The 26,672-nt window shown below is 67.8% G+C and carries 22 protein-coding genes and 6 pseudogenes; 24 read left to right on the forward strand and 4 right to left on the reverse strand.

What is annotated here, in order from left to right; genetic code table 11:
* Positions 1-531: 531 nt before the first annotated feature.
* From KI385_RS04645 to KI385_RS04655, 3 genes and pseudogenes are all read left to right on the forward strand, one after another.
* Positions 532-1,352 (forward strand): IS5 family transposase gene (locus KI385_RS04645; RefSeq protein ID WP_238570952.1). Its coding sequence is split into 2 segments (ribosomal slippage): positions 532-892 and positions 892-1,352, totalling 822 coding nucleotides; the frame shifts between segments, so codons are not numbered across the junction.
* A 204-nt stretch (positions 1,353-1,556) separates the two neighbouring features.
* Positions 1,557-1,979 (forward strand): annotated as a pseudogene (locus tag KI385_RS04650) (type 1 periplasmic-binding domain-containing protein); the annotation flags it as partial.
* A gap of 433 nt (positions 1,980-2,412) precedes the next feature.
* A complete protein-coding gene (locus tag KI385_RS04655; protein WP_238570953.1) occupies positions 2,413-2,619 on the forward strand; it encodes a hypothetical protein in 207 nt (68 codons plus the stop codon).
* A gap of 462 nt (positions 2,620-3,081) precedes the next feature.
* Here KI385_RS04655 and KI385_RS04660 read toward each other — a convergent pair whose 3' ends face one another.
* The gene (locus tag KI385_RS04660; protein WP_238570954.1) at positions 3,082-3,807 is read right to left on the reverse strand and encodes a dienelactone hydrolase family protein; all 726 of its coding nucleotides are present in this window, start codon (positions 3,805-3,807) and stop codon (positions 3,082-3,084) included.
* Between the two features lie 783 nt (positions 3,808-4,590).
* Here KI385_RS04660 and KI385_RS04665 point away from each other — a divergent pair.
* Together KI385_RS04665 and KI385_RS04670 are read left to right on the forward strand one after the other, a co-directional pair.
* The gene (locus KI385_RS04665; RefSeq protein ID WP_238570955.1) at positions 4,591-4,935 is read left to right on the forward strand and encodes a fumarylacetoacetate hydrolase family protein; all 345 of its coding nucleotides are present in this window, start codon (positions 4,591-4,593) and stop codon (positions 4,933-4,935) included.
* A gap of 92 nt (positions 4,936-5,027) precedes the next feature.
* Positions 5,028-5,801 (forward strand): SDR family oxidoreductase, encoded by a 774-nt coding sequence (locus KI385_RS04670; RefSeq protein ID WP_238570956.1) that lies wholly within the window; start codon positions 5,028-5,030, stop codon positions 5,799-5,801.
* A 216-nt stretch (positions 5,802-6,017) separates the two neighbouring features.
* On the opposite strand, the gene KI385_RS04675 is transcribed toward KI385_RS04670, so the two are convergent.
* Entirely contained in the window at positions 6,018-6,227 is a 210-nt protein-coding gene (locus tag KI385_RS04675; RefSeq protein ID WP_238570957.1) for a beta/alpha barrel domain-containing protein, read from the reverse strand.
* Positions 6,228-7,417: 1,190 nt separating this feature from the next.
* On the opposite strand from KI385_RS04675, the pseudogene KI385_RS04680 reads away from it, so the two are divergent.
* Both KI385_RS04680 and KI385_RS04685 read left to right on the forward strand, forming a co-directional pair.
* Positions 7,418-7,774 (forward strand): annotated as a pseudogene (locus KI385_RS04680) (alpha/beta fold hydrolase); the annotation flags it as partial.
* Positions 7,758-8,882: a histidinol-phosphate transaminase gene (locus KI385_RS04685; RefSeq protein ID WP_238570958.1), complete on the forward strand. Its 1,125-nt coding sequence runs from the start codon at positions 7,758-7,760 to the stop codon at positions 8,880-8,882. The pseudogene KI385_RS04680 and the gene KI385_RS04685, both read left to right, overlap by 17 nt.
* Positions 8,883-9,293: 411 nt before the next feature.
* On the opposite strand, the pseudogene KI385_RS44510 reads toward KI385_RS04685, so the two are convergent.
* Positions 9,294-9,530, reverse strand: a pseudogene (locus KI385_RS44510) (hypothetical protein); the annotation flags it as partial.
* 119 nt (positions 9,531-9,649) lie between these two features.
* A complete protein-coding gene (locus KI385_RS04690) occupies positions 9,650-10,144 on the reverse strand; it encodes a cupin domain-containing protein (protein WP_238570959.1) in 495 nt (164 codons plus the stop codon).
* A 390-nt stretch (positions 10,145-10,534) separates the two neighbouring features.
* Between KI385_RS04690 and KI385_RS04695 the strand changes: the two genes are divergently transcribed.
* The 17 genes and pseudogenes from KI385_RS04695 to KI385_RS04775 form a co-directional block, all read left to right on the forward strand.
* Positions 10,535-11,236, forward strand: a complete 702-nt coding sequence (locus KI385_RS04695; protein WP_238570960.1) for a DUF4232 domain-containing protein — start codon at positions 10,535-10,537, stop codon at positions 11,234-11,236.
* Positions 11,237-11,413: 177 nt separating this feature from the next.
* A pseudogene (locus KI385_RS04700) lies at positions 11,414-11,815 on the forward strand (class I SAM-dependent methyltransferase); the annotation flags it as partial.
* Positions 11,816-12,061: 246 nt separating this feature from the next.
* Positions 12,062-12,460 (forward strand): annotated as a pseudogene (locus tag KI385_RS04705) (aminotransferase class III-fold pyridoxal phosphate-dependent enzyme); the annotation flags it as partial.
* 1,098 nt (positions 12,461-13,558) lie between these two features.
* Positions 13,559-14,068, forward strand: coding sequence for an AfsR/SARP family transcriptional regulator (locus tag KI385_RS04710; protein WP_238570961.1), 510 nt, complete (start codon positions 13,559-13,561; stop codon positions 14,066-14,068).
* An 85-nt stretch (positions 14,069-14,153) separates the two neighbouring features.
* Positions 14,154-17,069: an AfsR/SARP family transcriptional regulator gene (locus tag KI385_RS04715; RefSeq protein ID WP_238570962.1), complete on the forward strand. Its 2,916-nt coding sequence runs from the start codon at positions 14,154-14,156 to the stop codon at positions 17,067-17,069.
* A gap of 473 nt (positions 17,070-17,542) precedes the next feature.
* The gene (locus KI385_RS04720) at positions 17,543-17,959 is read left to right on the forward strand and encodes an ATP-binding cassette domain-containing protein (protein WP_238570963.1); all 417 of its coding nucleotides are present in this window, start codon (positions 17,543-17,545) and stop codon (positions 17,957-17,959) included.
* Between the two features lie 203 nt (positions 17,960-18,162).
* Entirely contained in the window at positions 18,163-18,921 is a 759-nt protein-coding gene (locus tag KI385_RS04725; RefSeq protein WP_238577561.1) for a class I SAM-dependent methyltransferase, read from the forward strand.
* Positions 18,918-20,177, forward strand: a complete 1,260-nt coding sequence (gene ectB / locus KI385_RS04730) for a diaminobutyrate--2-oxoglutarate transaminase (RefSeq protein ID WP_238570964.1) — start codon at positions 18,918-18,920, stop codon at positions 20,175-20,177. The genes KI385_RS04725 and ectB overlap by 4 nt, the downstream gene beginning before the upstream one ends.
* A gap of 12 nt (positions 20,178-20,189) precedes the next feature.
* Positions 20,190-21,191, forward strand: coding sequence for an isopenicillin N synthase family dioxygenase (locus tag KI385_RS04735; RefSeq protein WP_238570965.1), 1,002 nt, complete (start codon positions 20,190-20,192; stop codon positions 21,189-21,191).
* Positions 21,188-21,868 (forward strand): 7-cyano-7-deazaguanine synthase, encoded by a 681-nt coding sequence (locus tag KI385_RS04740; protein ID WP_238570966.1) that lies wholly within the window; start codon positions 21,188-21,190, stop codon positions 21,866-21,868. Before KI385_RS04735 ends, KI385_RS04740 begins: the two co-directional genes overlap by 4 nt.
* A 52-nt stretch (positions 21,869-21,920) precedes the next feature.
* Positions 21,921-22,634, forward strand: a complete 714-nt coding sequence (locus KI385_RS04745; RefSeq protein WP_281066794.1) for a 7-carboxy-7-deazaguanine synthase QueE — start codon at positions 21,921-21,923, stop codon at positions 22,632-22,634.
* A gap of 39 nt (positions 22,635-22,673) precedes the next feature.
* Positions 22,674-23,036: a 6-pyruvoyl trahydropterin synthase family protein gene (locus tag KI385_RS04750; RefSeq protein WP_238570967.1), complete on the forward strand. Its 363-nt coding sequence runs from the start codon at positions 22,674-22,676 to the stop codon at positions 23,034-23,036.
* Positions 23,037-23,119: 83 nt separating this feature from the next.
* Positions 23,120-23,713, forward strand: coding sequence for a GTP cyclohydrolase I (gene folE, locus KI385_RS04755; RefSeq protein ID WP_238570968.1), 594 nt, complete (start codon positions 23,120-23,122; stop codon positions 23,711-23,713).
* A 183-nt stretch (positions 23,714-23,896) separates the two neighbouring features.
* Positions 23,897-25,282, forward strand: a complete 1,386-nt coding sequence (locus tag KI385_RS04760) for a helix-turn-helix domain-containing protein (RefSeq protein ID WP_238570969.1) — start codon at positions 23,897-23,899, stop codon at positions 25,280-25,282.
* Between the two features lie 27 nt (positions 25,283-25,309).
* A complete protein-coding gene (locus KI385_RS04765) occupies positions 25,310-26,191 on the forward strand; it encodes a fumarylacetoacetate hydrolase family protein (protein ID WP_238570970.1) in 882 nt (293 codons plus the stop codon).
* A 54-nt stretch (positions 26,192-26,245) separates the two neighbouring features.
* The gene (locus KI385_RS04770; RefSeq protein ID WP_238570971.1) at positions 26,246-26,389 is read left to right on the forward strand and encodes a hypothetical protein; all 144 of its coding nucleotides are present in this window, start codon (positions 26,246-26,248) and stop codon (positions 26,387-26,389) included.
* 12 nt (positions 26,390-26,401) lie between these two features.
* A pseudogene (locus KI385_RS04775) lies at positions 26,402-26,671 on the forward strand (LLM class flavin-dependent oxidoreductase); the annotation flags it as partial.
* Position 26,672: the final 1 nt, after the last annotated feature.

Here is a 26,672-nt window from a genome sequence, read left to right on the forward strand (position 1 = left end):
AGAGGTGGTGACAGGTGGCGACACATGCACCAATCCGACCTGTACCACCTCTGAGCTGCAAAGAGGCTGGCCAACCCGCTACACCCACAACACCGCCGCCAACCTGGTGCCAATGGAAGCCGAAAATGTATCTCCGTGCCTTGCCGCTCAACGCATTCATGCATCTGCTCGTCAGGCCCCTCTTCGGCGGCCGCCAACGCGGCGGCGCGCCTCCCACCTGGATCGTGCCAAACCTTCGCGGTCGGCATGACCTCACTGTCCGTCGACCTCGCCGAACACCTTCTGGCCCCTGTCGACCTGCGCGCCGCCACTCTGGACGTCCGCATAGCCGGCCTCCTGCGCCCCGCCGCCCGTTGAGCATCACAGGTTGTGCCCGCCCGTCAGCCAGTTCGGCAGACTTCTAACTGGGGCCTCCGTCCTCGACCCCGAGCAAGTACGGTGAGTAGCTGGCGCATCGACCCCCTTAAGAGGAGCTAACAGAAAGCTTCTGTGTCGCCATGTCTCGCTTCCTGGTGGCTCGTTGGGCATGTCATGGGGAAGGGGAAGGGCCCGCCGTGGCTGGTGAGGGATGACTTGTGGGCGAGGTTCGAGCCTCTATTGCCGGTCCGTGAGCGCAGATCTCGCAATGCGGGGCGTCTGCCGCTGGATGACCGCCGGTGCCTGCAGGGGATCCTGTTCGTGCTGCATACCGGCATCCAATGGGAGTGGCTGCCACAGGAGCTCGGGTTCGGGTCGGGGATGACGTGCTGGCGCCGGCTGCGGGACTGGAACGAAGCTGGCGTATGGGACCGGCTCCACCAGGTGCTGCTGACCGAGTTGCACCAGGCGGAGAAGCTTGACTGGTCCCGGGCGGTGATCGACGGCTCGCATCGGCAGGCGCGTCGGGGCGGCCCAAAACGGGGCCGAGTCCGGTCGACCGAGCCAGACCGGGCTCGAAACACCATGTGATCACCGACGCGCACGGCACCCCGCTGGCCATCACGCTCACGGGTGGCAACCGGCATGATGTCACCCAGTTACTCCCCCTGCTCGACGCGATACCGCACATCAGGGGCCGCACCGGCAGACCTCGCCACCGGCCCCGGCGGCTGTATGCCGACCGCGGTTACGACTTCGACAAGTACCGCCGTCTGCTGTGGAAGCGCGGGATCAAACCGGTCATCGCCCGACGAGGCGTGCCGCACGGCTCCGGGCTCGGCACCGTCCGCTGGGCGGTGGAGCGCACCAACGCCTGGATTCACGGTTTTCGCAGGCTGCGGATCCGCTGGGAGATCCGCGACGACGTCCACGAAGCATTCCTCAAACTGGCCTGCTGCGTCATCACCTATCGACGCGTCCAAGCATTCTGTTAGCTCCTCTAAGCCATCACCGAGCTCCCCAGCGAGCGCTGCCCCTGGGGAGAATCTGGGGAGAACGAAGCCGCCTGGGGAGTGCATGGGGAGAATCGGCTACGTAACGCGGCCTGAAGCTGAAAGCCCCTGAAAGACGCGTATGCGCAGGCCAGGAGGCCGTCCGGACGTATATGACCAGGTCAGGGCAGTCTGGTAGATGACTTCATCCCGATCTCGGACACGAGCAGCCGGACCCCCCAGGAAGTCTCCTCACTCCTCTCCCGCTTCCCGGACAGCTGGACACACTCCGTCGCCATCAACGACGTCTACTTCGCCGACGCCGCCCCGGCCCTGCGCGCGGCCCGCAAAAAGGGCGGCGCCGCCCCCTACAACATCGGCGCGGGCGACGGCGACCCCTCCGCCTTCCAACGCATCAACAGCAAACAGTTCCAGACAGCCACCGTCCCCGAACCACTCTCCCAACAGGGCTGGCAGATCATCGACGAATTCAACCGCGCCTTCTCCGGCAGACCCGCCAGCGGATACATCGCCCCCGTACACATCGCCACGGCCGCCAACAGCGGCGGGCTCACATCGTGGGACCCACCTGGCTACCGCGCGGCGTACCGGAAGATCTGGGGCAAGTAGGCCCCGGGACACACCACACTCGGGCCCCTTTCCTTTCAAGCATTGGCAATGACTCCGAGTAACCACCAGCAGGGTCGGCAACCGTGCGGTCGTTCCGCCACTCTGGGCTCACTGCTCCGCCCCGTGGGACCTGGGGGGAATCGAAGTCCTCGCCTCTTCGCTCCTGCTCGCCGCGACGGCTGCGACCGCCCACGCCGAGGCCGGCTCCACGGCCGCCACGAGCGCCGGCGCCAAGGCGACGCTCGGCTACGAAGCGCACGCACTGCCGTCGATCGCGAGCAGCGTCGTCCTCGTCACCGTTACCAGCAAGAGCCACACCGCCTGCACGATCGACGCTTCCCCACCGTGACCTTCGCCGGCCTGGACGGCTCTGCGGAGCCGGTGCCGCCCATGCAGAGCGGCCCCCACCAACTCGGCGCCAAGAGACGCCTGTATGCGGCGCTGCGCACCGACGACCGGAGCGGCTCGGCACGTTACGAGCCTGACCGCCAGCGCCAACCCCGGCTACCCCGCCAGCAGGTTCACCGCGCGCCAGATCGGCGCTCCCGCGCCGGGAATCGCGGTGTCCGACCCGATCACCGCGTTGTGGAAGAAGACGGTGGACGAGGCGGTCGCGGCGCTCCCGAAGAACGCCTCCTGACCGCGCCGCTTGCGGTGGCGCTGTTCAGCTGTCGCGCAACAGCAGGCTCGGGAGATGCTGAGGCTGTCCTCGGGCGTTCGTGAGCTTCCGCTCCTCATGGCGCGCGCCCTCCTGGTAGCCGGCTCAGGGCGCCCCTCTATCGAGCGGCCTCGCCCTCGGCACGGCAGAGGGCGCACAGCGGGTTCTCCGGGGCGGCGAGTATGGCGTGGGGTAAGGCGTGCAGCTCAGCGCCGGTTCTGCTGAGCATATCGAGTGCAACAGGTGTGGCACCGGGTGGCGGTGGAGGGCATGTCGGCCGACGAGGTGAACCTGCGCGGCCCCGGGTGACACCTGCCGGACGGCGTCGGGTGATACCGAACGTCGGCGGTGCGGGTTTCACCTGTCCGTGGTGTGGTCGCTGGTGCGCCGTATCGTGCCCGGCGTGGCGAGAAAGGAACGTGATGGCCGCGGTTGCCGACCAGATCACTCCGTTACGGGCAGGCACTCGGTGAGCAGGTCGACGACGTCGCGCCAGGCTCGCTGCGCGTGCCGTGGGTGGTAGCCGACGCCGGGACGCACGGTGTGGTCGACCGATGGGTGGTGGAAGGCGTGAAGGGCTCCCCCGTAGACCACGAGGCGCCAGTCGACGCCCGCAGCCTGCATCTCTGCGGTGAACGCGTCCCGTTGGGCGGGCGGCATGATCGGGTCTTCCGACCCGACCCCGGCCCATACCGGGCAGCGAATGCGTGCCGCCTCACCCGGTCGGCCCGTGGTCAGTGCGTTGACTGTCCCAATCGCGCGCAGGTCGACGCCATCACGACCGAGTTCCAGTGCGACTGCGCCCCCGGTGCCGTAGCCGACGGCGGCGGTCCGGTCGGGGTCTGCCCGTGGTTCGGCACGCAACACGTCGAGCGCGGCGTGACCGATTCCTCGCATCCGGTCGGGGTCGGCGAGCAGCGGCATGCAACGGGCCAACATTTCCTCTGGGTCTTCCAAATAGCGTCCGCCGTGGAGGTCGAAAGCCAGCGCCACGTACCCCAGCTCGGCCAGAGCTTCGGCCCGGCGGCGCTCGACATCGCTGAGCCCCACCCCCTCGGGTCCGATCAGTACTGCGGGTCGGCGCTCGGCACCGGCCGGGAGCGCGAGGTATCCGATCATCGTCAGGTTGTCGGCCGGGTATTCGACCGTGCGCGTCGTAACCGTCGTCATGAGACCGGACTGTAGTGATCGTCGAGCCCGGTGGGGCCGGTGTTCACCGCTGGCAGAACAGCGCGGGTGTGCCTCTGAAATGCGGCAATGGATCACAAGATCCGTTGTGGGGGTGTGCTTCGGCACCGGGGCCATCGAGAAGATCGACGGGGTGACGGTCCTCGACATCCACGACGCCGTACGCGGCACCAGCGCAGGTAGAGCGCTACGCCGCCGGCGTACGCCTTCGTGCTCAGCTCCGCCCGATCCCGCCCGAACCGCAGGTTGCGAAGCCAACGATCAGCAACCGGGACGACCTCCAGGTCGTCGTCCAGCACCGTCCAGTACTTCCGCCCAGACGGCATCACTACGGGGAACGCCCGCATCAGCAGCTCCTGCTCCGAGTCGTACAACAACCCGCCGCAGAGCCACACCCCCCGAGAACAAGTCCCTAGGGCTCAACGAACCTCCATCACCCCACCTCACACCACACCCAACTCACCCCCAGAGAAAAGGGGTTCCCACCGAGCCCGGACCGGTGACGGGGCTGTTGGCATCGTGCGCACCGTCCGACCCGACCACTCTCCCCTGGAGATACTCCGCTCAAGGATCTCTCGGAGGTCGCGAAGGACAGGGGCGGGACGTCCGGTCGCCGTGCCGCCGTCAGGGGCGGCCGGGTGCTGCCGGGCCGCTCGGTACGGGCGGCGAGTTCACCGACGGTGGGGTTCTCGAAAACGTCGCGGACGCCCAGCTCCAGGCCGACATGCGACTGTGCACCGTCACAACGCTCCGAAGCTGTAGGGCGTGGGGCTGAACTACCGGCACCACGCAGACGATCTGGAGGTCCAGCAGCCGAAGGGCGCGCCGGGGTCGTACCTCGGGCCCAACTCCACGGTCATCGGGTACCGCATCTCCACGGTGATCAACGGGCGTACCATCTCGTCGAACACGGTCTCCGCGATGATGTGTGATCCGCACTGGCTCGTCGGCCACTTCTCCGGCAGCATGGTGCTGGAGGCGGGCAGCGTCATCGCCACGGGCACGCCAGGCGCGGGGGTCATTCAGGACGGCGACGTCGTCGAGGCGCTCGTCGAGGGTGTCGGCATGCTGCGCAACCGGGTCCGGCAGGCGGCACCGCTCGCCGGGTAGGGCACTTCTCCCCGTCACCTACGGACGGCCGCCGTCTCGCCTCGATCCCGTCCACGCCGTGGAAGAACCGCTCAGGACATGGAGAAGCATCGATGGACCTCGGCATTACCGGCAGAACCGCGATCGTCTGCGCGTCCACCTCCGGCCTGGGCAGGGCCACGGCCGAGGCGCTGGCCGCGGAAGGCGTCCAAGTGGTCGTGTGCGGACGCCGCGCGGACGTGGCCAAAGAGGTCGCGGCCGGCCTGCCGCGCGCGATGGGAATCGGCGTGGACCTGCTCGCCCCGGACGGGGCCGACACGCTGATGCGGGCCACGCGGTCCGCATTCGGCCCCGCAGACATCCTGGTACTCAACGGGCCGGGGCCACGACCGGCCCGTGTGACGGAGATCGATGAGCCGGAGCTCGGCACCGCCGTCGAGTCACTGGTGACCGCCCATCACCGTCTGGTGTCACTGGCCCTGCCGCACATGCGCGAGCAGCGATGGGGGCGGGTTCTGGCGGTGGGTTCGAGCGCCGTCGTGGCCCCCATCCAGGACCTGGCGCTGTCCGGCATCGGGCGCACCGCGCTCGCCGCATACCTCAAGATGCTGGCGACACAGGTCGCGGGAGACGGCGTCACCGTCAACATGCTGCTGCCCGGGCGCATCGCCACGGACCGGGTGCGGCGGATCGACGCCGCCCGTGCCGCCGAGTCCGGCGACACGGTGGAGGAGGTGACCGCCGCGTCCGCAATGCAGATCCCCCTCAACAGGTACGGCGAACCGGACGAGTTCGGCGCAGTCGCCGCATTCCTGTGCAGCGAGCGCGCCTCCTACATCACCGGCAGCGCAGTGCGTTGCGACGGGGGCCAGTGCCCCGTTCTGTGACGCGCAGACCGCGGCGCGAAGACCGAAGTGGGCCTTCCGTCCGCCGTGGGGAATCACCGTCCCCGTCGCGGGCGGAAGGCCCACCTCCGCCAACCTGACCTCCTGGGCGCATCGCTTGCGACGTCCGCGCCCGTCCGGAGCCCGGACCGCTGGCGTACGGCGAGTGTTGCCGCGGTCCGCATGACCAGATTCTCCGTCGGGTTCACCCGGTCGATCTCAGCCACCGCCGCCATCAGCTCGAACCGCGGCGAGCGCGTTGGCGTTGGCCATCCCGAGGTTGTCGTGTCCGTGGAAGCCGAGTGGAAGGTCGACCGACTGCCCCACCGCGTCGAAGAGTTGGGTGGCCTCGAAAGGCAGGTAGCCGCCGGCCGAGTCGACGAGGTACACGACGTCCGAACCGTACTTCGCGCACCCGCTGAGCCGCATCCGTGACACCGTCGACGTCGAGCACGTTCGTCTTCATCAGGTTCGTGAACGTTGCCAGACGGAGCTGCTTGGCGAGCGCGACGAACTCCTCGGCCGGCGTGACATCGGAGATGTCCACTCCGACGCGTACGAAGCCCACCCATGCCCGCGGCCGCGGCGCGCCTGAGGTGGTCCAGCTCGGCCAAGCCGGGGATGCAGAACATCCCCCGGTCCGCGGTCGTCAGGAACTCTGAAGCTATTTCGAGGCATCGCTCGTCGGACACCAGACTGGGCTTGACAGCGCTTCAGCGGCGTTGCGACCGAGCCCGTGACCCAGTTCCATGAACCGTATGCCCGATCCCTGGAGACCGACCAGAACGTCCCTTACGGTCTCTTCCGTGAACGGAAAATCCACGGCATTGCTGCCGTCCCGGAGCGCACAGTCCAGGATTTCGACCGACTCCGAGTGTCCATTGCCGACGACCTCGTGCGGCTGACTTGTCATTGAACATCTCAACGTTCCTGAAGCTTCCGGGTAGGAGCCGGGAAACAGCGACATTCGAGATTGGCGACGGCGTACACGGAGAGGCGGCAGAAGGGGCGGCAGACACGAGGCAGTCGGCGCGTGAAGGTGCCCCCCTGATGTGCCTCGCCTTCCCTTGCGACGCCTATCGGCAGGGTGCAAGACTGACCACGGCAATTAGCTGCGGAATGAACCTTGAACGACCGACGGACCGAACGACCCGGAAGCCAGTGGAGAGCATGGGAAGCATCCTCACCCAGAGCCAGGTCAGGTTTTACGGGGAGAATGGCTACTGTGTCGTGGAGGGAATCTTCGACAATGGCGTGCTCGACAAGGCACGCGGAATTGTGGACGATCTGTTCTCTTCTCCTGACCGCTCCGGTATCGCCGAAGCAGAACCCGAAGACGGCACAAAGGCGCGCCGAACCTGGGCGCCCACCGCACGTGACCGCGTTTTCTCCGAGCTCGCGGAGGATTCCAGGCTGCTCGTCGGAGAAGAATCTCTCGGATCTCCACCGCCGCGTCTTCATCCCCGCCTACCGCGCGGCCGACGCCCTGCCGCTCTACTACGGCCCTCACGCGGCGCACAACGAGCCCCATGCGAAGCTGCGCTGCGCGGCAAGCCGTCCAAGACCGCGCGGAGCGCGGGTGGCGTGTGGCGACTGCCCATCGCCGAGGCCGAGTTCAACTCGCTCTCCTCGACGAACTGGCCGTGGACCGGGCGGACGTGTACGGCACGTCCATGGGCGGGCGCGTCGCCCAGTGTCTGGCCGTCCGCCACTCCCGGCGGGTGCGTGCCCTGGTGCTCGGCTGCACCTCGGCCGGCGGTCGGCACGGCATCGACCGCAGCGGCAAAGTCCGCACCGACGACCTGCTCAATCCCACCGCCAACGCACCGCTGCCGGCAGCCCGCATCCCGGACTCCCGGCTGGAGCTGATCCAGGGCGCCCGTCACGCCTACTTCGAGGAGTGCCGCGACCTCGCCGGCCCGCTCGTCCTCGAATTCCCCGACCAGAAGGTGGCCCCCGGTGACCCGCATCGATGATCTACCCGTTCGGGACGAGCTGCGCGGCCAGACCCCATACGGCGCTCCCGAACTGGATGTTCCGGTATGCCTGAACGTCAACGAGAACCCCTATCCGCTGCCGGAGCCGCTGGTGCGGGCGATGGCGGAACGGGTGCGCGAGGTCGCGGGCGGGCTCAACCGCTATCCGGACCGGAACGCACTGGAGCTGAGGGCCGGGCTGGCCGGGTACGTGACACGCGCCACCGGTCACCCTGTGGATGCCCGGCGGGTGTGGGCTGCCAATGGGTCCAACGAGGTGATCCAGCAGCTGTTCCAGGCGTTCGGCGGCCCGGGCCGTCGCGCCCTCGGCTTCGAGCCGTCGTACGAGATGCACGCGCTGATCGCCCGCAACAGCGGTACGACGTGGATCTCCTGCATGCGGGACGAGGGCTTCGGCATCGATCTGCGCGCCGCGCGCGAGGCTCTCGCCGAGCAACGGCCCCACCTCGTCCTCATCACCTCTCCGAACAATCCGACCGGGGCCGCCGTCCCCGCAAAGACCGTGCTCGAGTTGTACGACACGGCGCAGGAGGCCCGTCCGTGCATGGTCGTCGTGGACGAGGCGTACGGGGAGTTCTCCGACCGGCCGTCCCTGGTGCCACTGGTCGAGGACCGTCCCCACCTCGTGGTCACCCGTACGATGTCCAAGGCTTTCGGCGCCGCGGGGCTGCGTGTGGGTTATCTGGTCGCCGACCCCGCCGTGGTCGACGCAGTACAACTCGTACGGCTGCCCTACCACTTGTCGTCCGTGACCCAGGCACTCGCCATGGCCGCGCTCGACCACTCCGACACACTGTTGGCCTACGTGGAACAGCTCAAGGACGAACGGCGCCGCGTCGTGAGCGAGTTGACGGCCATCGGCTACGACGTCAACGAATCCGACGCTCCCTTCGTGCAGTTCGGCCCCTTCGACGACACCCGCCGGGCGTGGCAGGCCATGCTCGACCACGGAGTCCTGATCCGCGACAACGGTATACCGCGTCGACTGCGCGCCTCCGTGGGGAAACCGGCGGAGAACGACGCCTTTCTGCAAGCGGCCCGTGCGGTGTGGAAGGAAACGACGGCGGCGGCAAGCACACCTCACTGAGGCGCGCCGCGTATTTCCGGCTGCACTCACCTGGTACGGAACGGGCTGAAGCCGCAGAGGTGTCAATCGCCTGGCTTCGTAGAGACGTTGGGTATGCGGCCCGGCCTTTCTGATCGGTTCGGGCTCGCTTCCTGGATGACCCATTCGAACTCGGCGGGCGGTTTCCCGCCGGCCGCGCTGTGGCGACGTTTCAAATGCGAGGTAGAGCTTGCCCTCGCCCGTGTCGATCTCCGTCATGTCGCTCCACCACAAGACATCGGGCGCGATGGCGTCGAACTCGCGTCGCACCAGGTCAGGAGCGGCTTTCCGCTTGCCAGGGCGGGTCGGCGAACGGCGACGGCGAGGCGGCTCGCAGCCTTGCAGGCCGAGCTCGGCCATGATCTCGGCGACGGTGTTCTGCGACACCTGCCAGCCCTCCTCCCACAAATCCAGCGTGATCCTCGGCGAGCCGTACGTCCGGCTGGAGCGGTCGAAGAAGTAGCGGATCCGCACGGCCGACGCCGCCCGCCTGGCCTCGCACTTCGTCGGCTCAGAGGGCCTGCGGCGCCACTTGTAAAACCACGCCTCCGGCACGCCGAGAGCCCGGCAGGAGGTGCGGTGCGGAACATGGTGCACGGTCTTCTGGTCACTGATCACCCCGACGAGCACCGCCGGGTCCGCCACAGCTACTTCACCCACAAGACCAGCAGCGATTCCGGGGTTTTTCGTTGAGTGGACGCGGCAGGCCTGGGCGGTAGCTGCTTGGGGTGGCGCTGCTTCCCGCCGGGTCACTGCGCTGCTTCGAGGGTGGCGCGCCAGACCGGGCTGTCGACGTAGTGGTTGTCGAAGTGCTTGGACGATTCCTTGATTTCCTGGGGGCTCGCCTCGCCCCGCATTACGCGGCCGAGCAGTCGGAGGTAGTCGAAGCGCGGCATGCCGGGTGTGAAGACGAAGAGTACGTCGGCTTCGGCTCCGGGTGCCGCGGCGAAGGCGTGCGGGGTGTGCGGCGGTACGAGCAGGAGATCGCCCTCGTGAAGGATCTTGACCTCGTTGTCGATGAGTACCTGAAGGGAGCCGCCGATGACGAAGAAGAGCTCCGAGGCCCGGGTGTGGAAGTGGGCCGGGGCGCCCACCGCCCCCTTGGTGAACTGCGAGCGGTAGCTGGTGAGTGAGCTGCCGTCGGTGCCGCAGTCGGCGAGCAGGGTCATGACGCTGCTGGGGTCGCTGGTGGTCTCGGCGTCGGCGGCGCGGGTCAGAACCGGCTTGAGTGCGGTGGCGTTCATGGTGGTTCTCCCTGGTCCTGGGCTGCTGCCGCGGGCTTCTGCCGTGGCTTCGTGACTACGACTCTAGGTAGCCGATAGACCTGTCGCAGGGTGCACTTCCGTGTCGAAAGCATGGGTCAATTCAGACCCAGGGGCTGAGCGCCCGAGGGCACCCCTTCACGGAATGGCGGGGTGTCCTGCGGCGTCATGTCGGCCGCCGGCCCAGCCCGGCCCGCCGAGCGGGGTGGCCACCGCCCGTTGAACCGGCCCGCCCTCGTACTGCCATGACCAGCTGAACGAGGCGTCAGCGGAACGTCAGCGGAACGTCAGCGCAGGGACCGAAGCTGTGCGCAGACCAGATGCCTGCATAGGGCATCGACCGCACCGACCAGATCACGCGGGGAGCCCCACATGCGTACCTCCATCCGTCGCCCGGCCGTACTCGCCGCGACCGCGGTCGCCGCCCTCAGCCTGACGCTCACCGCCTGCGGCGGCGATGACGGTGCGAAGGACAAGGGGGCCGCCGCCTCGTCCTCGAAGGCTTCGGGCGCCGGCGCCGAGAAGAAGGGCACGGCCGCCGACAGCAAGGCCGCGGCGGGCACGGACACCGCCGGTTCGGACACCTCCGGATCCAACGCCCCCGCCGCGCAGGCCGGTTCCCGGAAGAAGAACGGTGGCAAGGCCCCGGCCTGCACCGTCAGCGACGTGAAGATCTCCGCGGCCAAGCAGGACGGCGTGCCCACCACGCACATCACGCTGACCGCGACGAACGTCTCGGGCCACGCCTGCACGCTGCTCCAGTACCCGCTGATCGCGTTCGGCGACGTCCAGACCGCCAAGGACGTTCCGTCCGTCGCCAAGAGCAAGCCCGGCACCCCCGTCGTGCTGAACGCCGGAGCCCCGGCCTACGCGGCCGTGCGGATCAACAACGGCGGCGTCGACGAGAAGAACCGCGCCGTCACCTCCTTCAACGTGAACCTCTTCGCCGCCGACGGCCCCGCCGAGGGCAGCAAGGTCGTCACCGCGCCCAAGGGCGGCATCGCGATCGACGACGCGGTCACGAAGACCGGCTACTGGACGCCCGAGCTGCGCAACGGCGCCGACGAATTCTGAGCCGTCGGCGCCCTGAAGCCACAGCAGGTTCGACCGTGGCCCCGGCCGCTTCTGCCTTGCCGCTGGCCTTGATTGCCCACGTGGCACCTCTACCGGGGCCACCGCTGCCATGTCCACATCAGTGGGGCCCTGCGGCAATGCCGCTGAATCGACCGTATCCATAGAGGCAGGGTCACGATGAACCCGGAATTCCATTCACAGGTGGCCGACAAGTTCGGCGGGTATTCCAGCGGGGCACAACGCACGGAGGTCTTCCCGGACGGCGATCCGGAGGATGCGTTAGACGGCCTGGCGATCGGGCTGGTTCATACCGGCGCTCGCCTGGTGGACGTGGGCTGTGCCGACGGCCGCAACGTGCTGCGCGTCGCGCCCGCGTTCACCTCGGTTCTCGGCATCGACCTGTCGATGCCGATGTTGGAATCCGCCGGGCGCCACCGGGAGACCAGCGGGCTGGACCACGTCGAGTTCGAACTGCGTGACGCCTCCGGCACCGGTCTGCCCGATGGCGACGTCGATGTGATCACCTCGCGGCGCGGACCGCTGTTCCCGGACGAGTTCCGGAGGATCCTCAAACCCGGCGGATCACTGATCTACCTCGGCATCGGGGAACAGGGCGTGCGCGAGCTGAAGGAGGCCTTCGGCCGCGGCCAGCTCTACGGCCGGTGGGACGGTCGGCCGGTGGCACTGGAGACGGCCGAGGAGCTGACCGGAGCGGGCTTCACCGTCGTGGCGGAGAAGGCCTTCTTCTACGAGGAGTTCTTCCACTCACCGACCGACCTCGGCACCTTCCTCCAGCAGGTGCCGATCTTCGAAGACTACGACCCGGTGGCGGATCGCGGTCCGTTCGACCGTTACGTGGCATCGGCTTCCGAGGTGCGAAGCTACAGCCGACCGTGGCCGGTCGCGTTAGACCGGGCGGAAGGCAGCCGGCTCCACTCCGAAGAAGGCCACCCCTACCTCGACTTCTTCGCCGGCGCGGGTGCCCTCAACTACGGGCACAGCAACCCTTTTCCGAAGAAGGTCCTGCTGGACCACATCGCCCGGGGCGGGGTCCCGCACGCGCTGGACATGTTCACGGTGGCGAAGCGGGACTTCCTCGAGACGTTCGAAGAGCTCGTGCTCATCCCGCGGGGACTGGACTGCAAGGTGGTGTTCCCCGGACCCGGGGGCGCCAACGCGATCGAGGCGGCGCTCCAGCCGGCACGCAAGGTGACCGGGCGGCAGTGGACGTCCGCCGGAATCACGGCGGGGAGGGACCTGGCGTTCGCCATGGTCGAGGAGGACCACGGGCCCGAGGTCTCCCGGGCCGTCGCGCGGATGCTGGTGATGTCCGTCCAACGCCCGGGCGGCCAAGCACAGTTCAGCACCCAGCTCGCCGCGCAGCGGCCCACGCGTAAGCCGCTGCGGGACGGATACCACCATCGACGCGATCGTCCGAGTCTGCGGCTTCGGCTTCGCCGAGACCCTGCACCGCCGCTTCAAACGCACCCTGGGCGTCACACCGGGCCAGTATCGCCACCACTTTTCCCGCGCACGATGAAGGAGCGCCTGGGCTCGGTCGTCGCGGTGAGAAGCCCGAGTGCCACCGGCACGTCTCCTTGGGCGCCTTCGGGCACTCGGCGGACGCCGAGCACCCCAGGGCGGGCACAGCGGGCACAGCGGGCACTGAGCGGCCCACCTATACACTGTGCGCATACACCTCATATAGCGTGCGAGGCATCGGGTTGTGCAGCACCGTCAGCCCTTCGCTGACCCGGACGCCGATCTGGTCGTGGGACTACACTTCAACGGCCGGACCTGGCACGAACAGCGCATGGAGCGCACGTTCCGGGTCAACGACGCGCTACACCACGGCCTCAGTCTCATCCAGCCGCACACACCGCACCCTTCTCCCCCTCCCCCGTCCCGGTACAGCGCTGATCGGAGCAGTCTCGATGAACGACACCACGCCGGCGGAGTTCTCCCCGCCCCGGAACGCAACGGCGGGTGGGCATCCGTGGGACTGCAAGTCGAAGGCGGCCGAACACGCGCCGGGCAGGCGTTCGGTGAACGTTCCCGAGGCGGGGACGGTCGGCCGCGGACCCACGGTGTGGTTCGGCATTCTGGGCCCGCTACAGGCCCGGGTGGCAGCGGGCGATGCTGAGACGTTGAAGATCACCTTCAAGCAACGTGTCCGCCACTCGCGGTTACCTGATCCAGGTGGCCGCAGCAACTCGACGCGCTGCAGTTTCGGGAACTCGTGCACGCCGGGCAAGCGGCGGAGCGTACCGGTGATGTCGAGGGGGGCGGCGCGGGCGCTCGGCGAGGCGGTGGCCCTATGGCGTGGCCTGGCCCTTCCCGAGCGGGTTCCGGTGCCGCTCGTCGCGGCCGAGCCACGGTGCCTTCGAGAGCTGGGCGGAGGCAGAGCTCGCCCTCGGTCGTCATACGCGAGTGGTCGAAGGCATTTATGAGCTGGCGCGGCGGCACCCGTTCCACGAGCGCCTGCTCAGCACTCAGATGCCGGCGCTCTACCGCTCGGGCCGGCCGGCCGAGGCCCTAGCCCAGTACGAGGCCATGCGGCAGCTCCTGGCCCGTGAGCTCGGGCTCGAGCCGAGCCCCGTGCTGGCCGGGCTTTATGCCTCACTGCTGTCGAGCGACGGGGAGACCGAGCCGCTGCACCGCTGCCCGGCCCATGTATGGACCCAGATGCGCGCGACCGCGGTCCACGCGCCGGCCCCGGCCGAGCCGGCCCGGCTCCAGCTGTCGTGCGGGCTCATGGACTTCACCGGGCGACGATCGGCGACAGCCGAGCTCTTGGATGTGCTTGGCGACGCAGCCAACGGTTACGGCTGAGTAGCCAACCAGGTCGGCATGAGTTCCGTCCAACTTTGCAAGCCGGACCACATCGCCTGGCTGATACCACAGAAGCAGGGTATACATGGCAGACTCGTCAGGTTACAACGGCAGCGGCGTAGCGGCAGCTCCTTTCCGGGTGCTCGGGCCGCTTGAGGTGAGCGGCGAGCTGGGGGCCGTATCCGTGGCACCGGGGCGTCAAGAGATCGTCCTCGGGGCTCTGGTGCTCGAACTGAACCGGGTGGTGGAGACGACCTATCTGGTGGATGTCATCTGGGCTCACCGTCCACCGAAGACCGCACGCGCCCAGGTGCAGATCTGCATCTCCCGGCTCCGCAAGGCACTTTCGGACGGAAAAGTTGACGCCACCATCGAGACCCGCGCTCGTGGCTACATCCTGAGGGCGCCGGAGGATGCGACCGACGTCGGCAACTTCCGTCGCCTGGTAACAGAGGCACATGCTCTGGCCCGTGATGGTCTGAAGATGCCTGCGGTGGAAACGCTTCGCTCGGCGATAGGCCTGTGGCGGGGGCGGTGCCTGGCCGGTGTACCCAGCGAGGTCCTGGCCGGCACGGCAGCGCAGTTGGACGAGAGCCGCCTGGAAGCGGTGGAGACCTGCATGCGGCTGTTGCTGGAGCTGGGCCGTCACGAGCACCTGGTCGGCGAGCTGATGCAGCTTGTCGCCGGCCATCCGCTGCGTGAGCGGCTGCGGGGGCACCTCATGCTGGCGTTGTATCGTTCGGGCCGGCAGGCGGAGGCGCTGGATACCTACCACCAGGGCCGCGCGTTGCTCACCGAGGAACTGGGCCTGGACCCGGGCAGGGAACTGCGCGACCTGGCGCAAGCGATCCTGACCGACGCCCCTGGCCTGGCACTGGCTGAACAACCCGAACCGCGTGCCGTCGTGGCAACGCAAGTCTCTCCGTCGGCGCAAGAGCTTGGTGCCGATCCCGACCCCGTCGTCACACCTCGGCAACTGCCCGCCGACATCGGCGATTTCGTAGCCGACGACACGATCGTTTCAGCGATCTGCGACGCCGTTACCGAGGGCCAGGGAAAAGGGCCGCTGAGCGTGGCCTTGGTGCTTGGCAGGCCCGGTGTCGGCAAGAGCACGTTGGCCACGCACGTGGCGCACCGACTGGCAACCGAGTACTTCCCGGACGGACAGCTCTACTGCGATCTTCGAGGGCTGGGCGGACAACCGGTAGACCCGGCTCAGGCGTTGAGGCGATTCCTCCGAGCACTGGGCATACCCGGCGAGGCCATCCCCGATTCGCTTGACGAGTGCGCGGAGATGTATCGCAGTCTGCTGGCCGATCGCCGGATCCTGGTGTTACTGGACGACGCGGTGAGCGAGTCGCAGGTGATGCCGCTGCTTCCCGGAACCGGCAGCAGCGGCGTGCTGGTCACCAGCCGCAGCCTGCTGACGGCGTTGCCGGGTACACGCCGGTTCGACCTGGAGCCGCTGAGCCCGGAGCAGGCCCTCCAGCTGCTTGGACGGATCATTGGGGAGCACCGGGTCGAGGGTGAGGCGGAGGCAGCGCGGGTCCTCATACGCTTGGTGGGCGGGCTGCCGCTCGCGCTGCGTATCATCGGCGCGCGTCTGGCCGCGCGCCCGCACTGGTCACTGACCTCCATGTGGAACCGGCTTGAGAACGAGCACCGCAGGCTGGACGAGCTGGCACACGGCGAGCTGTCGATCCGGGCAAGTCTTTCGCTCAGCTACGACGGCCTGGCGGCGGCCGACCGTCGCCTGTTGTGCCTGCTCAGCCTGGCCGAAGGAACGGTGATTCCGAGCTGGCTGGGTGCCGCCCTTGTCGACGACCGCACGCTGCGCCCCACTGACCTCTTGGAACCGCTCATCGACATGCGGCTGCTCGACATTACGGCCATGGACCAGGGCGGGGAGATCCGGTACGGACTGTCGCTGATCGTGCGGACGTTCACGCAGGAACGGCTGGCTGCGGAGATTCCCGAAGCAGAACGTGTCGGAGCGGTGCGGCGAATGGTCGGTGGCTGGATGGCGCTCGCCGAGCGGGCGCACAAGGAGATCTACGGCGGTACATACACGCTCGTGTCCGGCCAGGCCGAACGATGGCATCCGCCGGAGGACCTCGTCCGGCGGTGCCTCCGCGACCCGCTCGGGTGGCTGGAGAGCGAGCAGACCAACCTTTTGAGCGCAGTAGAGTTGGCGGCCCGGTCCGGGCTGGACGAGTTGTGTTGGGAGTTGGCCACCACTCTGGTAACGCTCTTCGAGGCCCGTGGCTATCCCGACCTCTGGGAGCGCACGCATCGGATAGCGCTGACTGCGGTACAAGAGGCCGGCAACGAACGGGGCCAGGCGGCGGTTCTCGGCTCCTTGGGGACCCTGCACCTGCATCGGAGCGAGCATGAGGCAGCAGGCCCTTACCTCAGCGCCGCTCTGGGGATGTTCGAGCGGATTGGTGAAGTGCGTGGGCAGGCACTGTGCCTGCGTGACCTGGCGCGCATCGAGCGGCACCATGGTGACGACGATCGGGCACTGGCCCTTTACGAGAGCGCCGAGCGTAAATTCGTGCAGGCGGAGGACGTCATCGGTCGTGCGTACGTGCTTGGCGAGATGGCGCACATCACGATGCGGCGAGCAGACTTCACGCGAACCCGTTCATATCTCGACGAAGCCCTCGGCATCTGCCGGTCGACCGGCTTCGACCGGGGCCAAGCCCTCGTGCTGCGGCGGTTGGGCCAGATGCTGATGTACCAGCAGCAGTACGAGGCGGCGGAGCGGACCCTGCTTGAAGTTCTCGCCATGGTCAGGGCGAACGGCGATCCGGTCGGGGAAGGGTATGTGCTGCACGACCTCGGCCGGGTCAATGTCGATCTGCGTCGCGTGGAACAAGCCGTCGAGTACTACTCGCAATCGGCCAGGATTCGGGAGCGGATCCTGGACCACAGCGGGGCCGCTGCCGTACGGGCTGACATCGTTGCCATCCTAGGAAGGCCCGTGACGTCGGTCAGCTGACACGATCTGGCGGCCGGCCGGTCACGTCCAGGGCGTGTTGTCGGTGGTTGGGCCGTCGGCAAGCGTCATGGCGGCCGGCAACTTCTTGACGGACATCTCAGCTCTCCTTCGATGTGGCCATTCGTCTCGCAACCCGCTTCGCGATCCGTGCGGCGTTGCTGGAACCAGCGTGGGCCAGGTGCCCATCGCGGCCGCATGCCCGCGCTATCACCGTCTTATCCCGGCCCTGTCTGCCGTGGATGCTCCAGGATGCCGGGCCGATAGGGCGACACCGGAGATTGGGGTCCTGCCGACCTCGGCGCCCCTTCAGGGGACGGTCCTCAAGGAGTAGTCCAATGACCGTAGTGACCCGGGAAGCGGTGACGCCTGCTCTGTTCGGCGCCCCGCAACCCGAACCGCAGCACAGCACGGATCCCCCCGCGATAGCAGCGGTAGACCTTGTCAGGGAGTTCCCCCGGAAGAGGAAGGACCCGGTGCGTGCGCTCCTGGGCCTCTCCCGGACCGTGGCCCAGGGGGCAGTGCACGGACTCCTCGGCCCGAACGGGGCAGGCAAGACGACCCTCGTCAAGATTCCGAGCACCATTCTCCCGCCGACCACCGGATACGCCACGGTCTGCGGCCACGACGTCGTACGCAACGGCCGTAACGTGCACCCGCTGATCGGTGTTGTGATGGGCTGCGACCGCGGCCTGTACACGCGGTTGACCGGTCGCCAGAACCTTGAGTTCCGGGGGGCCGTGCAAAAGGTCCCCCGAAGGGTATTGCAGTCGCGCACCGAGCACTTGCTGGACCGACTCGGCCTGGCGGCGAAGGCGGACGCGAGGGTCGAGACGTACTCGCGCGGCATGAAGCAGCGGCTACACCTGGCCCCTGCGGCGGGGCGTACCTAGCGCTGAGCCTTGCCCGAGAAGTCCGTACGGACGGACATCGTTGACGATGCCGGTCCGAGCAGGAATCGCTGAAGCGCGATCACAGCGCGTGGCTGGTAACGCTTTAACGCGGTTTTTCCGTCGGCGGTCGGACGCAATACGACCCACATGCCGAATGGATTCCGCGCAGTGGTTCTGCCGGATCGATTAAACCGAGGTAGGTGATGATGAACCCGGATTTCTACTCGCGGGTTGCCGACGAGTTCGGCGAATATACCAGCGGGGGGCTGCGTACCGACGTCTTCCCGGACGGTGATCCGGAGGCCGCGTTCGACGAGCTGGCGAGGGGCCTGGGCGGTCCGGATGGCCGGCTGGTCGATGTCGGCTGCGCCGATGGGCGCAGCCTGCTGAGGATCGCCCCGGCGTTCGGCAGCGTGCTCGGCATCGACATGTCGGCGTCGATGCTGGAGTCCGCCGAGCGGAAGCGTGAGGTGATGGGGCTGGGTGACGTCAGGTTCGAGCGGCGTGATGCTTCCCGTACCGGCCTTCCTGACGGGGAGGCTGACGTGCTCACGTCCCGGCGAGGGCCGTTGTTCCCGGAAGAGTTCCGCAGGGTGCTCAAGCCCGGCGGTCATCTGATCTACATGGGCATCGGCGAGACGGACGTCCGCGAGCTGAAGGAGGCCTTCGGCCGGGGCCAGCTCTACGGCCGCTGGGACGGCAGACCGGTGATGGATGAGGTGGTGGAGGAGCTCACCGGGGCCGGTTTCACGGTGGTGCTGGAGAAGGCCTTCCGGACCGAGGAGTTTTACCACTCGCCGGTCGAGCTCGACAAGTTCCTGCGCCAGGTGCCGATTTTCGAGGACTACGACACGGCGGCGGACCGGGTTCCGTTCGAGCGCTATGTGGCATCGGCCGGCAGTGACCGTGGTGTCCGGCTTGACCGGCACTGGTTCGTGGTCCAGGCGAGGAGGGCGACATGACGATCTTCGACGATCTCGAGTCCGAGGTCCGCAGCTACAGCCGGCTGTGGCCGGTCGTGTTCGACCGGGCGGAAGGTAGTCGGCTGTTCTCCGAGGACGGTCGGCCCTACCTGGATTTCTTCGCCGGTGCGGGTGCGCTCAACTACGGTCACAACAACGCCTTCCTCAAGCAGGCTCTGTTGGACTACATCGTCCGGGACGGGGTCTCGCATGCGCTGGACATGTCCACCGTGGCGAAGCGGGACTTTCTCGAGACCTTCCAGGACCTTCTCCTGACGCCGCGAGGGCTGCAGTACAAGGTGGCGTTCCCCGGTCCGGGCGGTGCGAATGCGGTCGAGGCGGCTCTGAAGCTCGCCCGGCGGGTCACCGGACGGCAGTCGGTGGTGAGCTTCACCAACTCCTACCACGGGATGACTTTGGGGGCCCTTGCGGTCAGCGGCAATGCGGCGAAGCGTGCGGCCGCCGGCGTGGCTCTGACCTTGACGACCGCGATGCCCTACGACGGCTATCCGGGCATCGGGGAAACCGGCCCGCGCTATCTCGACCGGCTGTTGTCGGACGGGGGCAGCGGGCTGGACCGGCCCGCTGCCGTCATCGTGGAGACCGTTCAGGGCGAGGGCGGGTTGAGGGCCGCCGACGCGGATTGGCTGCGCGACCTCGCAGGCGTGTGCAAACGGCACGAGGTGCTGCTCATCGTGGACGACGTCCAGATGGGCTGCGGCCGCACAGGATCGTTCTTCAGCTTCGAGGACGCCGGGATCACTCCCGACATGGTGTGTCTGTCCAAGTCCATCGGAGGGTTCGGCCTTCCTCTGGCTCTCACTCTCATCCGGCCGGAACTGGACGTCTGGAAACCGGGCGATCACAACGGGACGTTCCGCGGTGTCAGCGGGTCTTTCGTGACCGGAGCACAGGCGCTGCGCTCCTACTGGAGTGACGGGACGCTGGAGAAGTCCACCCGCGAGCGAGGGGAGCGGATCGCGGCGGCCCTGGGTGCCATTGCCGTCGAGCACCCCGAGGCGGGCCTGGAGGTCCGGGGCCGGGGGTTCGCGGCCGGGCTGCGGTTCGCCACGCCCGGCGCGGCCCGCGCGGTGTGCGTCGCGGCCTTCGAGAACGGCCTGCTCATGGAGACGTCCGGTGCGGCCGGCGACGTGGCGAAGCTGCTGCCCCCGCTGACCATCAGCGACGACGACCTGGACGAAGGTCTCGACATCATCCGTACCTGCGTGGGCCCCGTACTCGCGCGGAGCAAGTGAGAGGTCACGGCTGTGCCAGGCAAAATTCCCGAAGTCGACCTCGAGGCGTGGCGTAAGGCATCCGACGCCGATCGCGCCCCGATCGCCGCGGAGCTGGACGCCGCGCTGCGCAGCACCGGTCTGTTCCTGGTGTCCGGGCACGGTGTGCCGCAAGCCGTGATCGACGACTTCCGGGCCACTGCCAAGCGGTTCTTCGCTCTGCGGAAGGAGGTCAAGGCTCAGTACGCCATCGAGGCCCCGTACGACGGCGGATGGCTCGAGATGCATCCCCCCGGTGGGGTCGGGGTACCGGTGAGCGAGGGCGAGGAGGCCCCGAGCGCGCCGGACCTTCACGAGTCGTTCTACGTGGGGCCTGGTCACCGTACCGGCGACGAGCAGCGGGACCGGTTCAACTATCCGGCGAACCGCTGGCCGGTCGAGCTGCCGGAGTTGCGGGCGGCCGCGGATGCGTACACGACGCATATGTTGCGGGTGGTGCAGGCGGTCAACGAGGTGCTTGCCGTCACGCTGGGGCTGCCGGAGGACTTCTTCACCTCGCGGGCGCAGCTGGCGACGTGGACGCAGAATGCCAGTTGGTACCCGTCGTATTCGAGCATCGGAGAGGTCGCTCGCGGTCAGTTCCGCAACGGGCCACATACCGACCTGGGTACCGTCACGTTGCTGAGCCGTCAGCGAGGTGTGGGTGGGTTGCAGGCGTGGAACGAGGAGGACGACTGGTTCTCGCCGCCGTACAGCCCGGACTCGCTCATCGTCAATCTCGGTGACTTGATGGAGCAGTGGACCGATGGGCGTTGGCGGGCGCTGAAGCACCGTGTGCTGCCGCCCAGCCCGGCGGCTCCGGATGAGGAACTGCTGTCGCTGGTCTTCTTCTTCGAGACCGACCCCGACACGCTGATCGAGCCGTTGGCCGCTCCGGTCGGTGGTGGCCGGGGGCTGTCGCCGGCGTATGCGCGGCGGACGGTCCTCGAGAAGCTCGGCGTCTCGCTCGACTCCGTCACGGGGGCTGAGGCATGAGCAGAATCGTAACCGTGGTGTCCGGCGGGATCGACTCGGTCACCATGGCGCATCACCTCGCCGCCGAGGGTCACGACCTTCAGGTGCTGGCCGTTGACTACGGTCAGCGCCACCGCAAGGAGCTCGAGTTCGCCGCCGCTGCCGCGGAACGGCTCGGAGCGCCGTACGAGGAGGTCGATCTGCGCTCGCTGCGGAGCGTCATGCGCGGATCGTCGCTGACGGATCCGTCCGTGGCCGTGCCCCGCCCGGACCGGCCGGTCGGCGGGAACCCGAACATCGTGCCGAACCGTAACGCCGTGCTGCTGTCGGTGGCCTTCGCGCTGGCGGTCACCGTGCAGGCGGATGCCGTGGCTTTCGGCGTCATGGCCGAGGACGTCGGCCCGTCCGACACCTCTCCGGAGTTCCTGCGGCTGTTCGTCGAGATGGAGCGGGTGGCGACCAAGGGTTCGCTTGCGCCCGAGGTCGAACTGCTCGCTCCGCTGATCGAACTGCCGAAGACCGGAGTCGTCGCTCTCGGCGAGAAGCTCGGAGTGCCCTGGGACAAGACCTGGACGTGCTTTCGCGGTGAAGAAATCCACTGTGGTGCGTGTGCGGCGTGTGTGGAGAGACGCGGAGCGTTCGCGGATCTGGGCATCACGGACCCGACGGTCTATCGCGAAGCAGTGATACCGCAGTGACCGGTGCCGGCCGCCTCACCGGTGGCCTCGACACGGAAGGAGGCGGTGCCGCGTGGAACCGGAACTCGTAGTCAACGAGATCTTCGGCCCGACCGTCCAGGGTGAAGGCCGGTCCATGGGCCGCAGGTGTGCGTTCCTGCGGCTCGGTGGCTGCAACTTGTCGTGTACGTGGTGCGATACGCCCTACACGTGGGACTGGACCGGGGCGGGCGACTCCGGGGTCAAGTACGACCCCCGCAAGGAGTTGCACCGCCGACCCGTCCGCGAGGTGGCCGAGGAGCTCCTCGCGTTCGGCGTCGAGCTGATCGTCATCTCCGGCGGCGAGCCGCTCGGCCAGCAGAACCGACTGGTCCCGCTGGTCGAGCTGCTCACGGCGCGAGGCCTGGAAATCGAGATCGAGACCAACGGCACGCACGCCGCCGACCCGGCCCTGGTGGCCGCCGGAGTCCGCTTCAACGTCTCGCCGAAGCTGGCCCACTCGGGCGATGCGGTCAATCGGCGGATCGTGCCGGACGCGCTGAAAAGCCTCGCGGTGACGGAAGGCACCACGTTCAAGTTCGTCTGCCGCAACGCCGGCGACCTGGACGAAGTAGCCGGACTGGTCGAGGAGTTCGGCCTCGACTCGGTCTGGATCATGCCGAAGGGGCAGACGGGCGCCGAGGTGAGCCGGCACATGGCCGAGCTGGCCGACGCGGTGATCACACGAGGTTGGAATCTCACAACACGCCTGCACACCTTGTTGTGGGGCGACACGCGAGGTGTCTGAACGCGTGGCTGAATCAAGCGAGAAAGGTGAATCGGAGACATGACGCTGCGCATCACGAAGAAGTTCGAGTTCTCTGCCAGCCATCGGCTCTCCGGCCTGGCCGAGGGACACCAATGTGCTCGGCTGCACGGCCACAACTATGTCGTCGAGCTGGAGCTGAGCGCCGATCTGACGGAACTGACGCCGACGGGGTTCGTTCGTGACTACGGCGAGTTGGCCCCCTTCAAGTCGTGGCTCGACCAGACGCTCGACCACCGTCACCTCAACGACCTGGTGGACAACAACCCCACCGCCGAAAACCTGGCGGTGTGGCTCTACGAGCGTTGGTCGAAGGAGTTCCCGGAACTGACATCCGTGCGAATCTCCGAAACCCCCAAGACATGGGCCGAGTACCGGCCCTGAAAAGCCGGCCGGCTGACGAGAGCAGCCGCCCGTTCATCGGAATCTAGCAACGGCCGTGCCGGTCGGACTGGAGAGGTGCCTGAATGTCTGTGACGACGTGGATGCAGGAGGATGACGTCGACTCGGAGAAGCCGCGAGAGGAAGACCCACTGGTCGGACTCGCCCGGCAGCTCCTGAAGGAGATCGGGGAGGACCCCGACCGCGACGGACTGCGCGATACGCCGGCGCGGTTCGCCCGCTGGTGGCGCGAATTCATCAACTACGAGCCGGGCTCGGTCGGTACCCTGTTCGAGTCGATCGGCCCCAAGCAGTTGGTGGTCGTCTCGGACATTCAGGTCTGGTCCCTCTGCGAGCACCACCTGTTGCCGTTCAACTGCTCGGTGACGATCGCCTACCGGCCGACCGACCGGCTGCTGGGCCTGTCGAAGTTCGCCCGGATCGCCCATCGGCACGCGCACAAGCTCCAGGTTCAGGAGCGGCTGGTCTCCGAGATCGCCGAGGACATCGCCGTGCTCAGCGGGGCGGAGGACGTGGCCGTCATCGCCAAGGGCGAGCACCTGTGCATGACGATGCGCGGCATCAAGGCGGCCGCCCAGATGACCTCGACGGCCTACCGCGGGGCCTTCGGTGAGGACGCCGGGCTCCGGGCCGAGATGTTCAACCTGCTGCGCCCCTGAAACCGATCCGCACCCTGAGACCCATCCGGGGCCGCTGCCACGGCCCTGTACACCGATCCGGGGCCGCTGCCACGGCCCTGTACCGGGTCGCGGCAGCGGCCCCGAGGAGCATGTGCCATGGAAACACCATCGGTGGCAGGAATCGGTCGGATCTCCACTCGGCCTTCGGGGCGGGAGACGCCGATGACCCTGCGCCGCGAACCGACCATCGCCGCCGGTGAGTCGATCAAGCAGAATATTCCGCTCGGATTCCGTCAGGGCTGCGCCAACGGCGGCGGGACGGGGGCTACGCCCTTCGGCCGACGACTTCGCAACCTGCGACTACAGATCGGACTGTCTCAGAAGCAGCTGGCGCGCTCCAGCACTCTCAGCGTTCGAGCGATACGCGATCTGGAGAACGGGAGGGTACGGCAACCCAGGGCAGACTCCCTGCGCCTTCTCGCCGACGCCCTTGGTATCAGCGCCCCCCAGATGAACCGGCTGGCGAACGAGCATTCGCTCGGCTTCCTGGCGGGGGCAGCCGAGCCGGCCATGAGCGGCCCGTTCATCGGCCGGGAGCAGGAGCTGGCGGCGCTGACGACGATGCTCGGCGCCGAGCACCACCGCCTGGTCACGATCACCGGGATCGAGGGCGTCGGCAAGACACGGCTCGCACTGGAGGTGGCGCACGCACTCGAGGCAGCCGAGCACTCGACGGTCCTCTGGCCGCCCCTCGACGACGGCCAGCTCCGGAGCGGAAGGGCGCCGGTGGGGGCTCCGGAGCAACCCACGTGGTTGCGCGAGGTCGTGCACTCCGGGCCCGACAGTCGTCGGCGCCTCGTCGAGACCATCGGGGAGTCGAACAGCCTCCTCGTCCTCGACGGTGCCCGGCCGGAGGACGAGCTGGCGGACATCACAGCCCATCTCCTGGCCGCATGCCCCCGGCTGCGGATTCTCGTCACGACGAGAAACCCTGTCGATATGCCCCTCGACACCCTCTTCCCCCTCGCACCGCTTCCGGTGCCCCCATCCGACACCGAGTCGGCGGACCTGGAGAAAGTGGCGTCGGTGGCGCTGTTGCTCGCTCAGGCGAAGCGACTTCAGCCGGCCTTCCGTCCCGACGCTCATATTCTCGCGGACGTCGCCCGGATCTGCCGCGCACTCGACGGCCTTCCCGCTGCTCTCGAATCCGCCGCCCACTGGAGCTTGATCTACTCCCTGCGGCAGCTCGCCCACCAACTCACCATCGAGCCGCTCACCGTTGCGCGACGACCCCACGGCGGCCATCAGCAGCCGGACGCCTACGCGTCGGTCCACCACACCATTGCCACACTGAGCAGCCGCCAACGTGACCTGCTATCGACCATGTCCCACAAAACGTCCCGCGAAATAGACGGTTACTGGTCGGTGCCGGAGGTGGCGGACAAGATGGGCCTGACGGCTGCGGAATGCGCCGACGACATCTACCACCTCCTCATCCTCGGCATCCTTCGCCGCGTCGACCACCACGACGTAGCGATGTTCAGGGTTCTCAACATCGTCAGCATCGCCGGACAGAACGCAATCGCCGGACAGAACGCCGCCGCGTGATCTGGGCACCACAGGAAGGATGAAACAGTGCGACTCTGCACTCTTCGCACCGAGACCGGTGAGGACGTCGGCGTGTCGGTGACCGGCGGAATCGCCACACTGAGCCTCATCAACGCGACCGCAGGAACCCTCTACGGCCCCACCATGCTGGACATCATCCAGAAGGGCGAGGCCGTCGCGCTCGCGTCCACGGTCGCCTCCCTGCCCGACCTCGGCGTGCCGGCCGCGCAGGGCGGGCCGGAATTCGGGCCGCTGTACCGGTGTCCGCCGAAGCTGTGGGGTGTGGGCCTGAACTACGTGCGCCACGCCGACGACCTGGGGGTACGACAGCCGACCGACGCCCCCGGCTCCTACATGCGGCCGCCCTCCACGGTGATCGGGTACGGCGACGACATCCTGCTCCCCAGCCAGTCGCAGCGCGTCACCGCCGAAGCCGAGCTCGGCGTGGTCATCGGAACCACCTGCCGCGACGTGTCACCTGAGGACGCCCCGTCCGTCATCTTCGGCTATACCACTGTCCTGGACATGACCGCCGAGGACGCGATCCGGGTCAACCCCCGCCACATTCCCTGGGCGAAGGCCTTCGACACCTTCTGCAGCCTCGGCCCCTGGGTCGTCACCCCCGACGAGATCCCCGACCTCTCCGCCGTGCGGATATCCACCGTCGTCAACGGGAAGACGATCGCGTCCAACCAGGTAGCTGCGATGATGTACGACCCCTATTGGCAGGTCGGCTACTTCTCCGGCGGCATGGTCCTCGAAGCCGGAACCGTGATCGCGACGGGAACCCCCGGCGCCGGCGTCATCAACGACGGGGACACTGTGGAAGCCCGTGTCGACGGCGTCGGCGACCTCCGCAACACCGTCAGGCTCAAGCCTGCCAAGAAACATGGAGATGAGCGCGTCTGAACTGCCCTGCGGCCGCTACCCGGTCCGCATCGGGGTACAGATCCAGCCGCAACGGTGCGGCACGCCGACATCCGGCGGGCCGCGACCCGGCTGGACGAGATGGATGTCGACATCCTGTTCAACTGGGATCACTTCTTCGCCCACTACGGCAGCCCGGACAGCGAGCACTCCGAGTGCCGGACGATGCCGGGCGCCTGAGCGGAGGCGACCTCCCACGTGGAGTTTTGGCCGCTGGTCAGCTGCAACTCGTACCGGAACCCGGACCTGCCGGCCGACATGGCACGGACGGTGGACCACATCAGTGGCGGCCGGCTGGTGCCGGGCATGGGCGCGGGCTGGTCGGAGCGGGAATTCGCCGAGTACGGCTACGAGTTCGGCACGGCCGGCAGCCGGCTCGACGACCTGGGTGAGGCGCTGCCCCGGATCGAGAAGCGCTGGGACGCCCTGACCCCCGGCCGACCCGGAAGATACGGCTGCTGAT

Origin of the sequence: Streptomyces inhibens (genome assembly GCF_022221585.1) — a bacterium.
Taxonomy (GTDB): Bacteria; Actinomycetota; Actinomycetes; order Streptomycetales; family Streptomycetaceae; genus Streptomyces; species Streptomyces inhibens.